The organism is Flavobacterium sp. KACC 22758, from assembly GCF_028736135.1.
Taxonomy (GTDB): domain Bacteria; phylum Bacteroidota; class Bacteroidia; order Flavobacteriales; family Flavobacteriaceae; genus Flavobacterium; species Flavobacterium johnsoniae.
In genome coordinates this window covers 4,313,635-4,327,019 of the sequence record NZ_CP117878.1, presented here as the reverse complement: position 1 = coordinate 4,327,019, position 13,385 = coordinate 4,313,635, and the positions used below count along the sequence as shown (strand labels likewise).

The 13,385-nt window shown below is 34.4% G+C and carries 12 protein-coding genes; 4 read left to right on the top strand and 8 right to left on the bottom strand.

From position 1 onward, the window contains the following. Nucleotides 1-130: 130 nt before the first annotated feature. The 3 genes from PQ462_RS17995 to PQ462_RS17985 all read left to right on the top strand — a co-directional run bounded on the left by PQ462_RS17995 (nucleotide 131) and on the right by PQ462_RS17985 (nucleotide 5,933). Entirely contained in the window at nucleotides 131-1,213 is a 1,083-nt protein-coding gene (locus tag PQ462_RS17995; protein ID WP_012026828.1) for an efflux RND transporter periplasmic adaptor subunit, read from the top strand. Nucleotides 1,214-1,333: 120 nt separating this feature from the next. Next, on the top strand, nucleotides 1,334-4,501 hold the full coding sequence (locus PQ462_RS17990; RefSeq protein WP_012026827.1) for an efflux RND transporter permease subunit: 3,168 nt from the start codon (nucleotides 1,334-1,336) through the stop codon (nucleotides 4,499-4,501). After that, complete coding sequence (locus PQ462_RS17985) at nucleotides 4,494-5,933, top strand: TolC family protein (RefSeq protein WP_012026826.1); 1,440 nt, start codon at nucleotides 4,494-4,496, stop codon at nucleotides 5,931-5,933. Before PQ462_RS17990 ends, PQ462_RS17985 begins: the two co-directional genes overlap by 8 nt. 72 nt (nucleotides 5,934-6,005) lie before the next feature. On the opposite strand, the gene PQ462_RS17980 is transcribed toward PQ462_RS17985, so the two are convergent. Further along, complete coding sequence (locus tag PQ462_RS17980; protein WP_274251043.1) at nucleotides 6,006-6,755, bottom strand: DeoR/GlpR family DNA-binding transcription regulator; 750 nt, start codon at nucleotides 6,753-6,755, stop codon at nucleotides 6,006-6,008. 90 nt (nucleotides 6,756-6,845) lie between these two features. On the opposite strand from PQ462_RS17980, the gene PQ462_RS17975 reads away from it, so the two are divergent. Beyond that, a complete protein-coding gene (locus tag PQ462_RS17975; protein ID WP_012026824.1) occupies nucleotides 6,846-7,379 on the top strand; it encodes a 5' nucleotidase, NT5C type in 534 nt (177 codons plus the stop codon). Between the two features lie 73 nt (nucleotides 7,380-7,452). Here the strand turns inward: PQ462_RS17975 and PQ462_RS17970 are convergent, their stop codons facing one another. The 7 genes from PQ462_RS17970 to PQ462_RS17940 form a co-directional block, all read right to left on the bottom strand. Then, nucleotides 7,453-9,207: a tetratricopeptide repeat-containing sensor histidine kinase gene (locus PQ462_RS17970; protein WP_274251042.1), complete on the bottom strand. Its 1,755-nt coding sequence runs from the start codon at nucleotides 9,205-9,207 to the stop codon at nucleotides 7,453-7,455. Between the two features lie 56 nt (nucleotides 9,208-9,263). Next, nucleotides 9,264-9,410 (bottom strand): hypothetical protein, encoded by a 147-nt coding sequence (locus PQ462_RS17965; protein WP_274251041.1) that lies wholly within the window; start codon nucleotides 9,408-9,410, stop codon nucleotides 9,264-9,266. Between the two features lie 1,044 nt (nucleotides 9,411-10,454). Next, complete coding sequence (locus PQ462_RS17960; RefSeq protein WP_274251040.1) at nucleotides 10,455-11,807, bottom strand: GH1 family beta-glucosidase; 1,353 nt, start codon at nucleotides 11,805-11,807, stop codon at nucleotides 10,455-10,457. Nucleotides 11,808-12,017: 210 nt separating this feature from the next. Further along, a complete protein-coding gene (locus PQ462_RS17955; protein ID WP_012026821.1) occupies nucleotides 12,018-12,227 on the bottom strand; it encodes a hypothetical protein in 210 nt (69 codons plus the stop codon). Between the two features lie 11 nt (nucleotides 12,228-12,238). Continuing rightward, on the bottom strand, nucleotides 12,239-12,649 hold the full coding sequence (locus PQ462_RS17950; RefSeq protein ID WP_274251039.1) for a hypothetical protein: 411 nt from the start codon (nucleotides 12,647-12,649) through the stop codon (nucleotides 12,239-12,241). 91 nt (nucleotides 12,650-12,740) lie between these two features. Beyond that, on the bottom strand, nucleotides 12,741-13,019 hold the full coding sequence (yidD, locus tag PQ462_RS17945) for a membrane protein insertion efficiency factor YidD (protein WP_274251038.1): 279 nt from the start codon (nucleotides 13,017-13,019) through the stop codon (nucleotides 12,741-12,743). Continuing rightward, nucleotides 13,016-13,246: a hypothetical protein gene (locus tag PQ462_RS17940; RefSeq protein ID WP_274251037.1), complete on the bottom strand. Its 231-nt coding sequence runs from the start codon at nucleotides 13,244-13,246 to the stop codon at nucleotides 13,016-13,018. Before PQ462_RS17940 ends, yidD begins: the two co-directional genes overlap by 4 nt. Nucleotides 13,247-13,385 lie beyond the last annotated feature (139 nt).

Here is a 13,385-nt window from a genome sequence, read left to right as displayed (position 1 = left end):
CTTGCTGTTGTATATTTTCTACTTCTGCTTATATCAAAGTTAAGGTCTGGACTAAGGCTGACTGATGCATTTTAACATCCAAAAGGAATTTTCATTCCAAAGCTTCAATCGCTTAATTTCCAAACTAATCATGAAAAAAATCATTGTTTTCACAGGCTTAATGGCCTTGGTGTGCTTAACGAGCTGTACATCTAAAAAAGAAGAAAAAGAAGAAGTTGAAAAATTTACCGTTACTAATCCGGTTAAAATCGATACTTCGTTTACAAAAGAATATGTATCACAAATAAAATCAGTTCGAAATATCGAATTGCGTGCCCAGGAAAAAGGGTTTTTACAAAATATATACGTTGATGAAGGACAGTTTGTAAAAAAAGGACAACTGTTGTTTAAAATTATGCCAAATATGTATGAGGCTGAACTGCTTAAAGCACAGTCTGAACAAAAATCAGCAGAAATTGAATTACAGAACTCTAAATTACTGGCAGATAAAAATATCGTTTCTAAAAACGAATTGAGCGTTGCTCAGGCTAAACTGCAATCTGCAAAAGCAGAAGTATCATTAGCAAGACTTCATTTATCATTTACAGAAATCAGAGCTCCGTTTGACGGAACAATTGACCGTATTCCTTTAAAACTAGGAAGTTTAATCGACGAAGGCGAATTGCTGACAAGTCTTTCAGACAACAGCCAGATGTTTGCTTACTTCAACGTTTCGGAGCCAGAATATCTTCAGTATGAAACCAATATTAAAGATCGTGCTGATAACAAAGTAGCTTTAGTATTAGCAAACGGAGATATTTTTAAAGATAAAGGAAATGTTGAAGTTATAGAAAGTGAATTCAATAACGAAACAGGAAATATCGCTTTCAGAGCAAGATTTCCAAATTCTGGAAAATTACTTAGAAATGGCGAAACAGGACAGGTTCAAATGAATGTTCCTCTTAAAAATGCTATTGTAATTCCACAAAAAGCGACTTACGAAATTCAGGATAAAAAATATGTTTTTGTAGTAGGTAAGGACGATAAAGTTAGTTCAAGAGAAATTACAATTACTGGTGAAATTCCTGATTTATACGTAATTAAAAGCGGTATTTCAGAAAATGACAGAATATTACTTGAAGGTGTTCAGAAAGTAAAAGAAAACGACAAAATCAAATATGATTACCAATCGCCTAAAGAGGTAATGAATCATTTACGTTTAAAAGCAGAATAGTTTTTTGTTTTAATAGTGTCAAGTTTCAGGTTTCAAGTTACGTACTGAACCTGAAACTTGAAACCTGAAACTTGAAACATTTTAAACTTCAATAAGTTTAATCATTTAAAAAATACAAAAATGTTTAATAAATTTATTCAAAGACCTGTTCTGTCGATAGTAATATCGTTGATTATTGTCTTCTTAGGGGTATTGTCGGTATTGAATTTACCAATTACCCAATTCCCTACAATTTCACCGCCAATGGTGAACGTTACTGCAGATTATCCTGGATCTAACGGTGAGCTGATGATTAAGGCGGTTGTTATTCCGCTGGAAAGAGCTCTAAACGGGGTTCCGGGAATGAAATATATGGCTTCTGATGCTGGAAACGATGGTGAGGCTACAATTAAAGTAGTTTTTAACTTAGGTACAGATCCAAATCAGGCAGCTATTAACGTGCAAAACCGTGTAGCTTCTGTTACTAATAAACTTCCTCCTTTGGTAATTCGTGAAGGTATTAAAATTACGAGAGAAGTACCGAGTATGTTGATGTACGTGAACCTTTACAGTACAGACAAAAATACCGACATGAAGTTCTTATACAACTATGCCGATATCAATGTACTTTCTGAATTAAAAAGGGTAAACGGTATTGGTTCTGGAGATATCTTAGGGACACGTGAATATGCAATGCGTATCTGGCTGAAACCAGACCGTATGTTAGCATATAAAATTTCTGCTGATGAAATAATGGAAGCATTATCTAGTCAGAGTTTGGAGGCTTCTCCGGGTAAAACAGGAGAGAGTTCTGGTAAACGTTCTCAGGCATTCGAATATGTATTAAAATATTCTGGACGTTTTACGACAAAAGAGCAATATGAGAATATTGTAGTAAAAGCAAATCCAAACGGAGAGCTTTTAAGATTGAAAGATGTTGCTAAAGTTGAATTTGGAAGCTCGATGTATGATATCTATTCTAATTTGAATGGAAGACCATCTGCAGCGATCGTATTAAAACAATCTTTTGGTAGTAACGCGAATCAGGTTATTGAAGAAGTTAAGGCTAAACTGGAAAAAATCAAACAAAGATTTCCAAAAGGAATGGATTATGAAATTTCGTATGACGTTTCTAAATTCCTTGATGCTTCTATCGAAAAAGTAATTCACACGCTTGTTGAAGCCTTTATTCTGGTAGGTTTAGTAGTATTCCTTTTCTTAGGAGACTGGCGTTCGACAGTAATTCCGGCGATTGCAGTACCGGTATCGTTAGTGGGAACTTTTGTTTTCATGACATTCTTTGATATTTCATTGAACTTGATTACGTTATTTGCTTTAGTATTGGCAATTGGGGTCGTCGTCGATGATGCGATTGTGGTTATCGAAGCCGTTCACGCCAAGATGGAAGAAGAACACCTCTCGCCGTTTAAGGCAACTAAAAAAGCTATGCATGAAATTGCGGGGGCAATTATTGCGATTACGTTCTTAATGGCGGCTGTATTTATTCCGGTTGCATTTATGTCTGGTCCTGTTGGGGTATTCTACAGACAGTTCTCTGTAACTATGGCAACAGCGATTATTCTTTCGGGTATTGTGGCATTGACATTGACACCAGCACTTTGTGCGATGATGTTAAAAAACAATCACGGACAGCCTAAAAAGAAAACACCTGCAAATAGATTTATTGATGCTTTCAACGAAAAGTTCAACTTAGCACAAGGGAAATATCAAAATCTATTAGGAAAAATTGTTAACAGAAGAGTGGTTACTATTGTAGCACTTTTGGTTTTCTGTGCCGGAACATGGTTAATAAGCAGCACAGTTCCTTCAGGATTTATCCCGAATGAGGATCAGGGAATGTTTTATGCAGTAATTCAGACACCGCCGGGTTCATCTTTAGAAAGAACTAACAATATTGCTGAAAGAGTTCAAAAAATTGCGGAAGATATCGACGGAGTAAAATCAGTTTCTTCATTAGCAGGTTATGAAATCCTTTCTGAAGGTACGGGGGCAAACTCAGGAACATGTTTGGTGAACTTGAAAGACTGGAATGATAGAAAAGAATCTGTAGTTGAGATTATGCATGAAATGGAGGAAAAATGTAAAGATATTACAGGAGCTAATATCGAATTTTTCCAACCGCCTGCTGTACCTGGTTATGGTGCTGCCGGAGGTTTTGAACTTCGTTTGTTAGATAAAACCGGTTCTGTAGATTATAAGAGAATGGAGCAGGTAAACAATGATTTTGTGGCAGAATTAAACAAACAGCCAGAATTATCAAACGTATTTAGTTTCTACAGCTCTAGTTTCCCTCAATACATGATGAAAGTCGACAATGATTTGGCACAGCAAAAAGGAGTTTCTATTGAAAACGCCATGAATACTTTGTCAACTCTTGTGGGAAGTAACTACGAAATTAGTTTTATAAAATTTGGTATCAACTATAAAGTAATCGTTCAGGCTTCGCCGGAATATCGTGCACAACCAGATGATATCTTAAAATTGTATGTAAAAAATGATCGTGATGAAATGGTTCCTTTTTCTGCTTTTATGAAATTAGAAAAAGTATACGGACTTTCAGAAATCACACGTCATAATATGTATACCTCAACACAAATTAGTGGTTCACCAGCTGCAGGTTACAGCTCTGGTACAGCGATTAAAGTTATTCAGAAAATCGCTGCTGAAAAATTACCGAGAGGATATGACATTGACTGGGCAGGTATTTCTGCCGATGAGGTAGCACAGGGTAATCAGGCTATTTGGGTATTCCTGATCTGTTTAGGATTCGTTTACTTAGTATTAGCAGCACAATATGAGAGTTTTATTCTGCCATTATCAGTAATCTTTTCATTGCCTGCAGGTATTTTTGGAGCATTCCTTTTATTAAAATTAACAGGATTAGAAAACAATATTTATGCACAGGTTGCCATGGTAATGCTTATTGGTTTATTAGGTAAAAATGCCGTACTGATCGTAGAGTTTGCGATTCAGAGACATGCTGCAGGATTATCTGTTTTACAAGCTGCAATGGAAGGAGCAAAAGCAAGGTTCCGTCCAATTTTGATGACTTCATTTGCATTTATCGCGGGATTATTACCGCTTACATTTGCAACTGGTCCGGGTAAAATTGGTAACAGAACCATTGGTACTGCCGCTGCCGGAGGTATGCTTATAGGTACAATTTGCGGGGTATTTGTAATTCCGGGCTTGTATTTCATTTTTGCCAAAATTGCTGAGAAACACAAACTGGTAAAACATGAAGAAGAAAATCCATTAACAGAAGAAATTGATAACAATCATGTATAAAGTTAAAACATATCAATACAGTATTGCATTGGGCTTATGTCTTGCCGTGGCAGGATGTAAAGCTCCTGCAGCTGAAACAGCAAGTACAAGTGCTCCGGTTCCTGAAGCATTTGGAAACGTTAAATCTCAGGATACAACTAATACTGCAGCCTTAAAATGGAAAGATTTCTTTAAGGATCAAAATTTAGTTGAACTAATCGACATTGCGCTCAAAAACAATCAGGAACTGAATATGACTTTGCAGGAAATTGAAATTGCAAAGAATGATATCAGAGTTCGTAAAGGCGCTTTACTGCCAACAGTTGGTGTTCGTGCCGGTGCAGGAATCGAAAAAGTGGGTAGATATACAAGTCAGGGAGCAGGTGATGCAACAACAGAAATAAAACCCGGAGTAGAAACACCAGATCCATTACCGGATTATACTATTGCAGCTTATGCAAATTGGGAAGTAGATATCTGGAAAAAACTGCGTAATTCTAAAAAGGCAGCTGTAAACCGTTATTTAGCTACAGTTGAAGGTAAAAACTTTGTAATTACTAATCTAATTGCCGAAATAGCTGATTCGTATTATGAATTATTAGCTTTAGACAGCCAATTGGAAATCGTAAAACAGACAATTGAATTACAGAGCAATGCTTTGGAAATTGTAAAAGTTCAAAAACAAGCAGCTAGAGCAACAGAACTTGGAGTTCAGAAATTTCAGGCTGAGGTTTTAACTTCAAAAAGTTTAGAGTTTGATATTCTTCAGAAAATTAAAGAAAACGAAAACAAAATCAACTTTTTGTTAGGACGTTATCCTCAGGAAATTAAAAGAGAGAAAACCAATTTTACAGACTTGCTTCCGGCAGTTGTAAACTCTGGAATTCCATCTCAGTTACTTGCAAATCGTCCAGATGTTAAACAGGCCGAATTAGAGTTAGTAGCTGCAAAACTAGATGTAAAAGTGGCAAAAGCTGAATTTTATCCTTCATTGGATATTTCTGCTGCTTTTGGAGTTCAGGCTTTTAAACCTTCTTATTTGTTTACATTCCCTGAGTCAATTTTGTATTCATTAGCAGGAGATCTTGCTGCACCGCTTATTAATAGAAATGCTATTAAAGCAGAATTTTCTAGCGCTAATGCAAGACAGCTTCAGGCTTTATACAATTACGATAAAACAATTTTGAATGCATATTTAGAAGTTTCAACACAACTTTCTAAAATCGAAAACCTTCAAAAAGGTTACGATTTAAAATCACAACAGGTTGATGCTTTGAATAGATCGATTGATGTATCAAATGATTTGTTTAAATCTGCCAGAGTAGATTATTTTGAAGTTTTGATGACGCAGAGAGATGCATTAGAAGCTAAACTTGAATTAATCGACACTAAAAAAGAGCAATTAAATGCTGCAGTTCATGTTTACAGAGACCTGGGCGGCGGATGGAAATAATTTTGCCAATTAATTTGTAGAAAAAAAGCCTTTCGGAAGTGAAATTCTGAAAGGCTTTTTTGTTTTATGAATTTACAGAATAGTCAAACCTGTATTTTGATACACTTTTAAAATTTCATCTTCTGGTGACACATTCGTTACCAAAACATGAATATCTTTTATTGGGCAGACAAAATATGATTCTGCAGTTTCTACTTTTTCAATAGAACTTAATGCGATCACAAAATTAGAATTCTGAACCATGTTTTTTTTCAGCATTGAATCATCATATAAAATTCCGGTAACACCGCGTTCATGATGAATGCTGCAGATTCCTAAAATACAGACATCGGCCCTAAAACTTCTAAAAAAATCTACTGTTTCAATACTCGAAGTTGTGAAGGAAGTTTTGCACATTTTACCGCCTGCAAAAATTAAATCAATATTGGGTAAATCTTCTACCAATGCAGCAACCGGAAAACTGTTGGTAATTACTGTTAATTTTAAATCGTAAGGGAAATTGGCAACTAAAGCCAGAGAAGTTGTTCCACCGTCAATAAAAACAACTTGTCCGTCTTTTAAATAAGAAATCGCTTTCTGCGCAATGATCTTTTTGTTTTCAATATCGTGTTTTTCTCTTTTTCTGTAATGTAATGGAATAGGGGAAGGAGCAACCGCACCGCCGCGAACAGCTTTTAAAAGTCCCTGATCTGAAAGTTCTTTTAAATCACGTCTGATAGTATCTTCAGAAACACTTAGGTATTCGCTTAATTCTATGGAGGTTACACGATGCTCTTTAGATAAATATTCTAAAATTGCCTTTTGACGTTCTTCCTTTTTCATTTTATTTGCGGTTTTATATTGCAAAAATAAGTTAAAAATTGCAATAATTTGCAATTTTTGCATAATTTTACCGCAAAATAGAATTACAAAATGAAAAAGAAAACAATTGCAATAGATATGGATGGTGTTCTCGCTGATGTCGAATCGCAGATAATAGACCATTACAATAAAGCGTATGGAACCAATTTAACAAAAGAAGGTATTCAGGGATTAAGTGAAGAGGAAGCTTTTAAGGAAAGAGAATTGTTATTTGAAATTCTAAACAAGGATAATTTTTTCAGAACACTGCCTGTAATGCCAGATGCTGTTGAAAGTGTGCGTGAACTGCAAAAGAATTTTGAGATTTTTATAGTTTCTGCTGCAACAGAATTCCCAATTTCATTAGCTGAAAAAGTAGCCTGGCTTGGGGAACATTTTCCTTTTATTAAATGGGAAAACATTGTTTTATGCGGCAGTAAAAGAATCATCAATACTGATTATTTAATAGACGATCACTGCAAAAACCTAGATTACTGTATGGGTAAACCTATTATGTTTACTGCATTTCACAATATAAACCAAACGCATCATTTAAGGGTAAACAACTGGAAAGAAGCGGTTGCGGTTTTAAACGAAACATTATAAACTGAAGGGTTATAATAGTTTTTTTTTGAAGATAAAAGCCTTTCGGGAATTCCTGAAAGGCTTTTTTAATTTGCTAAGAGGCAAACTTTTCTTTTACTTTAATATGAGTTTGCTGGGGCATGGAGATTTTTACTTTAAATCCTTTACCGGGTTCTGTGTCAATATCAATTGTTCCATTAGCAGACAAGATGCGGTTTGTCATGTTTTGAAGACCGTTTTGCACGATCATGTTTTTATCACAGCCTTTGCCATTGTCCTTATAATTTATTGAAATTGATTTGTGATCGCTTTCAAATTTTATTACCACAATTTTTGCTTCACTGTGTTTTTTCATATTTACCATTAATTCCTGTAGAATTCGGCTGATGGTAATCTTTTTAATATCGTCAATGTTTTCCCAATGTATGTTTTCTAAATTGGTTGCCATGATATTTCTTTCACGTGTGTTATAAGCTGAAAGCATTTCTTTTATAGTGCGTGTAAAATTTGCTCCGGTATCTATACTATTATTCTCTCTGGAAATTCCTCTTACGCGGCTGTAAATATCATCTAATTTTTGCAGCAGATTTTCTTTGGTATTTTCTGCAGCTAAGGGCTGAGATTCAGTAAAAGCAATTACCTGGAAAACATCGTTTGCTAATTCATCGTGGATTTTTTTAGCAATTCGGGTTTCTGTGTTGTACGAAGTTTTAAATTCGATGGCTTTGTTTTTATTTTTATAATAGCGTATTAAGATCACTATTAGAATGACTAAAAAAACAAAAACAATCGCAAAAACAATTCTCAGATACTTGGCTCTTTGAAGTGACAATTGATTTTCTGCTTTTTCTAAACGAAGTTTTTCGTTTTCATCTTTTTCTTTTTTGGCATCGTATTTAATTTTGGCAGACTTGTTTTTAAAATTATTTCGAACTTTAATGATGCTGTCATTTAATGTAAAGTACTTCTGAGTATATTTTGGGGTATTAGAAGTATTATCATTTGAAATTAGTATTTGCAGCGCTTCTAATCTTTCGTCAACACTGTTTAGTTTTGTGGCGGCTTTGTAGGCTAAAAGAGCATTTTCATCCGATTTTTGAATATCTTTTTTAGAGTAATAATCGGCAAAGTGTAGATAGCTTTCTATGCTACCGTAAGTATCATTATTTTCAATTCTGTTTTGCAGACCTTCATTCATCAAATGGAGCCCTTTAACTTCATCTCCGTTTTTAAAATAAGCATAACCCAAATTATCAAGTAGTACAGATTTATCACTTGTTTTAACTTTCTCCTTTAAATCTTTACTGGAAAAAGATTGTAAAAGAGAATCTAATATAAGGATAGCTTTATCGTACTTTTTTTGGTGAATGTAAACAGCTGCAATATTTTGTATAGGGGCTTGCTTTAAGAGAGGGTCAGTATATTCACTTGCTGCTAGTTTGTAGTAATAAATGGCATCATCATAAAGAGAAAGTTCTTTGTCTGCAACTCCAAGTTTGGTATTAATACTGGCAGTGTAATCTCCCTTTTTTTTAATATATGGTAATGCTTCGGTGACAATCTCTTTACTGCCATAATAATCACCATTAATCTGATGAATTTCTGCAATTCGAATAAGTATATAGGAAATATTAGCACTGTCTTTTATGGTTTCATAAAGAGCTTTTGATTTATTAAACTGATAAAAAGAAGTATTGAATTTCTGTTGATCAAAACTTTCAATTGCTTTATTTCGCAAAGCAAAAGCCTCCTTTTGTATAGACTTATTTTTAAGGTTAATTGTTTCTTTTTCTTTGCAGGAAAAAAGAAAAAGCAAAATAAAAAAATAAAAAAACGGGGATCGTAACATTTAAATTTACTTTCCCCGAAAATAGTAATTAATTTGATACTAAAAATATTTTTTTATCATGGAGCTGGTGGAGGTGGAGGCGGTGCTCCACCTGGAGTATCACCAGGACCATTGGGCTCGTAAGCCGATGGTGTACCAACTTTTTCAATTTTCTTTGTTGTAGTCTCATACTCATCAGGAGTACAAGAAAATATCGTGAACAATAACGCAAAAGCGATAAATAGTATTAGTTTTTTCATTTTGATTTATTTTAAGAAATTAGACATAGGTATTGCTGTCCGGAATGACCCAGAGGCTTTTGTGACAATACCAATTTGGTTTTGGGAAGTGCAGTGTGCAGAACAGTAAGACGTTATTTATACTTCCCGAATAAACTCGGTCTTACAGTTTTTACACTCTTAATTAGAACTAGTTTTAACGATTGTTTTAGTCTGCAGACAAAACTTGAACTAATTTCTTGGTGCAAAGTAAAGGCGGTTTCAGGCCTTTACAGGCAAGGGATTCCCAGAATTCCCGCGTTTTCCCGGGATTCCCGGAAATTCCCGCAAAAAAGGATACAAAGTCTAGTTTAAATTATTAAATGGTATTTAAGCTTAAATAAATCTCTATATTATATAGATGAAATAAGTCCGCTAAAAGTTGGGTGCGAACGATTAAAAAATGCAGAAATAATACAGAATTGAAGTAAAAATTAAAGAGGGCGATAAGAAGTTAATTTCAGAAGCAGGAAATATTGGCATATAGAAAAAATGTTTTGGTGAAAAATGAAAATGAAGACTCGAAAGAGATTCCTAAAAAAGGAAGTCTTTGCGGGAAATTTTAAAATCTGTTTTCTAAAAAAAAAGCTCAGAAAATAGATTTCTGTAAAATAATTACAATTGCGGACAGAGTTTGTCCCGATGTTTTCTGCGTATTTGTATTTTACGCAGACGAAAGATTAGAAGAAATAATTTCGAAATGAAATTCGAAGGTATTTTAAAAAATAAAATGCTTGAAGAGATAAAAAGAATAATTTTTTGAAGTAAAATTTCGGCATGTATTTATTGTTATTTACATAATAAAGATAAGAAAAAAACACCGAAAAACCTAATGAAAACGGCAGTTTTACTGGTGTTTTGAGCCTTTTTTTAATTTTATATTTACTTTATTTCATAAACGAAACATGCTGTCTTAAAACAAAAAAATCCCGCCTATGAACAGCGGGATTTTTTGATTTTCGATAAAATGAAATATTTTATTGACAGAGTTTAAGATAAAAAATCTTTAAACCATAATCCTGAGTTTTTAATGGTTCTTTTTTGAGTTTCGAAATCGACATGAATTAGTCCGAAACGGGCGTTGTAGCCTTCGGCCCATTCGAAGTTATCTGTTAAACTCCACACAAAATAGCCTTCTACATTTAAACCATTTTTTTTGGCCTTTAAGATTTGTTCTAAATGGTCCTGAATATAATGTGTTCGTTTAATGTCGAATACTTTTCCGTTTGTAACCGTATCAGGAAAAGCTGCGCCATTTTCGGTAATAATGATTTTTTTGATTTTGTCGTATTTATTGAATTTCTCCAGAACATGGTACAATGCGGGAGGATAAACTTCCCAGCCCATTTCGGTAGAAATTACATTTCTTTTTTCGGCGCTTACTAATTCGGCACCAATGTAGGGAGTCAGGATAGAAGATTTTACAACTTCGCGGGTATAACACTGTAATCCGATAAAATCAAAGTCGAAATCGAGATTGTTTAAATCGTCTTCTAAAATATAATTGTTGAGTTTTTTAAGTACAGGAAGATCTTTTTGCGGATAGCCTAATCCTAAAATAGGTTCGATAAATGTTCTGTTGAGTAAAGTATCGACACGTTTTGCGGCTTCAACATCTTTCGCGCTTTCTGTTGCCGGTTCAATATGCGTACATGAAAAAGTCGTTCCTATGTTTGCTTCTGGAACCTTGTTTCGTAATATCCTGGCGCCGGCAGCTGTCGCTAAAGTAACGTGATGCATCGCCTTTAGATAGTTGGTGATTCCTTTTTTTCCAGGAGCGTGAATTCCTAAGAAATAACCTGCTCCGGTAAAAACAGATGGTTCATTAATTACCATCCAGTTTTTGACACGATCGCCAAAATACTGCACACAAACTTCTACATATTCTGAAAACCAGTTAACCGATTCACGGTTAGTCCAGCCTCCTTTTACTTCTAGAGCGTGCGGTAAATCCCAGTGGTAAAGTGTTATCCAGGGTTCGATTCCGGATGCCAGCAGAGAGTCTATAATTTTATTGTAATAATCAATTCCTGCCTGATTTACCGGATGAACTCCGGTTGGCATAATTCGGGGCCAGCTGATAGAGAACCTAAAATTCGGAATATTCAATTCCCGAATCAAGTCTATATCATTTTGGTACGAGTTATAGAAATCGCAGGCAGTCAGGGCATGATGTCCGTTTTTTATTTTTCCTTTTTGAGAAGTAAAAACGTCCCAAATAGAAGAACCTTTTCCATCAGAATCATGTGCTCCTTCAATTTGGAAAGCGGCGGTAGAAACACCCCACAAGAAGTCTTCACCAAATTGGTTTTTGTTCAAAAATGAGTTTTCAATTTTATTCATTCAATAGTACTTTCCTTTATTTTTAATGGCTTATTAGTGTAGGAAAGAAGATTGCATAGCTCTTAAAAAAAGCCATTCTTTGAATGATACCAGGAATTTTAGATTAAAGAATTTCATAACGATTAGTTTTATATCAAATTAATAAAACCAATGTGAATTTATTGTAAAGTCATTATTATCAAATAATTAAATATAAAAATGGGAAGATAATTAATCTTCCCATCCGCATAATGTTAAACCAAGCCCCTGAGCTTGTTTAAGCGATGTTTTTACTATTTCGCTGCGACAGCTCGATAAACCCCGGCAGTTTTCTTTTAGATGATATTTTTTTGCTCCGGTCGATCCGCAGATAAATACGCTGGCTGGCGGCGGAGTAAAAGATACGGTAAAAACAAAAAGTAAGAGTAAAGTGTATTTCATGAGATTGTTTTTTATTTTACAATTAAATTGTATTCGTTTCCTTTTTTATCGAGAGCTTTTAATTTTCCGTATGAAATCCATTCGGTATTAATTTCAATCTCGGCAACGGTGTCGCCAATTAAAATTCCGGCGCCGTATTTTCCCTGAACATTTATATTGCCAAAAACCGAATCACCTTTGATGTTTATTCCTTTTACATCATAATTGTATTTATAATTTCCGGGATTTCCGGTTCGGTATTCGTACTTGTAAGTGTTATTTACATGATACGTTTTGGCTTCTTCCGGCGTAATCGTTTTACGGTCATCTGCTGTAATTGCTGATTGGTAAAAAGTATTTATCTGGGCTGGGGGCGGAGCAGATGCTTTTTCGCAGGAATAAAATATAAAAAGCAGCAGTAAGATGAAGTAGTTTTTTTTCATAGGCGCTTGTGGTATTTGGTTAGCAGCGATAAATCTAATTAGAATTAAGTTCTTTAAAATGAGTACTTATACGGGATTTCTATACCTTTTATTAAATTAATCTTTCAGCAATTTCTTCCCTATCAATAATTACTTGAGAGGGAAGAATCATTTGAATATTATTATCAATTGGGTTTTTAAAGACTTGAAAACCAGTTCTGCAATTTTGGTATCGGAACCAGAATGCTTTTAATCCACATATGAAACCTTCTTTCTCAGCTGTTTCAAAAACGTAATTAGAGCAAGATTTTCTAAAAATGCATTTTCTTCTTTTTGAAGGAGGAATAGTTTTCCAATACATTTTTATTAATAATAATATTAAATATTTCATTTTCTTTGAAAAACAACCATTTGTCTAACTGTAGTATAACCAGGCTTGTTTCCTCCAAAACATCCGGTTTGAGGATAAACATAAGTGGATACTCCTTCTAAACGAACATATTCCCATCCTTGATTTGTGTAATTTTTTATTAAACTTTCAAGCTGTTCTGCTACATGATCTGATGTTCCCTTCTTGGGATCGATTGAAGCCACAAATGGCACTACTTTGTATTCCATGATTTTTATTTAGTTAAATTATTTTTTCAAATGTAAAACCAATAAAAACCAGTGTATTATGGAAAACCGTAATGTGTGAAAGTTTTGAAATAAGTTTTTTCAGGAATAGATTTAAACGGAAAAAAGAGGACAGCGAAGT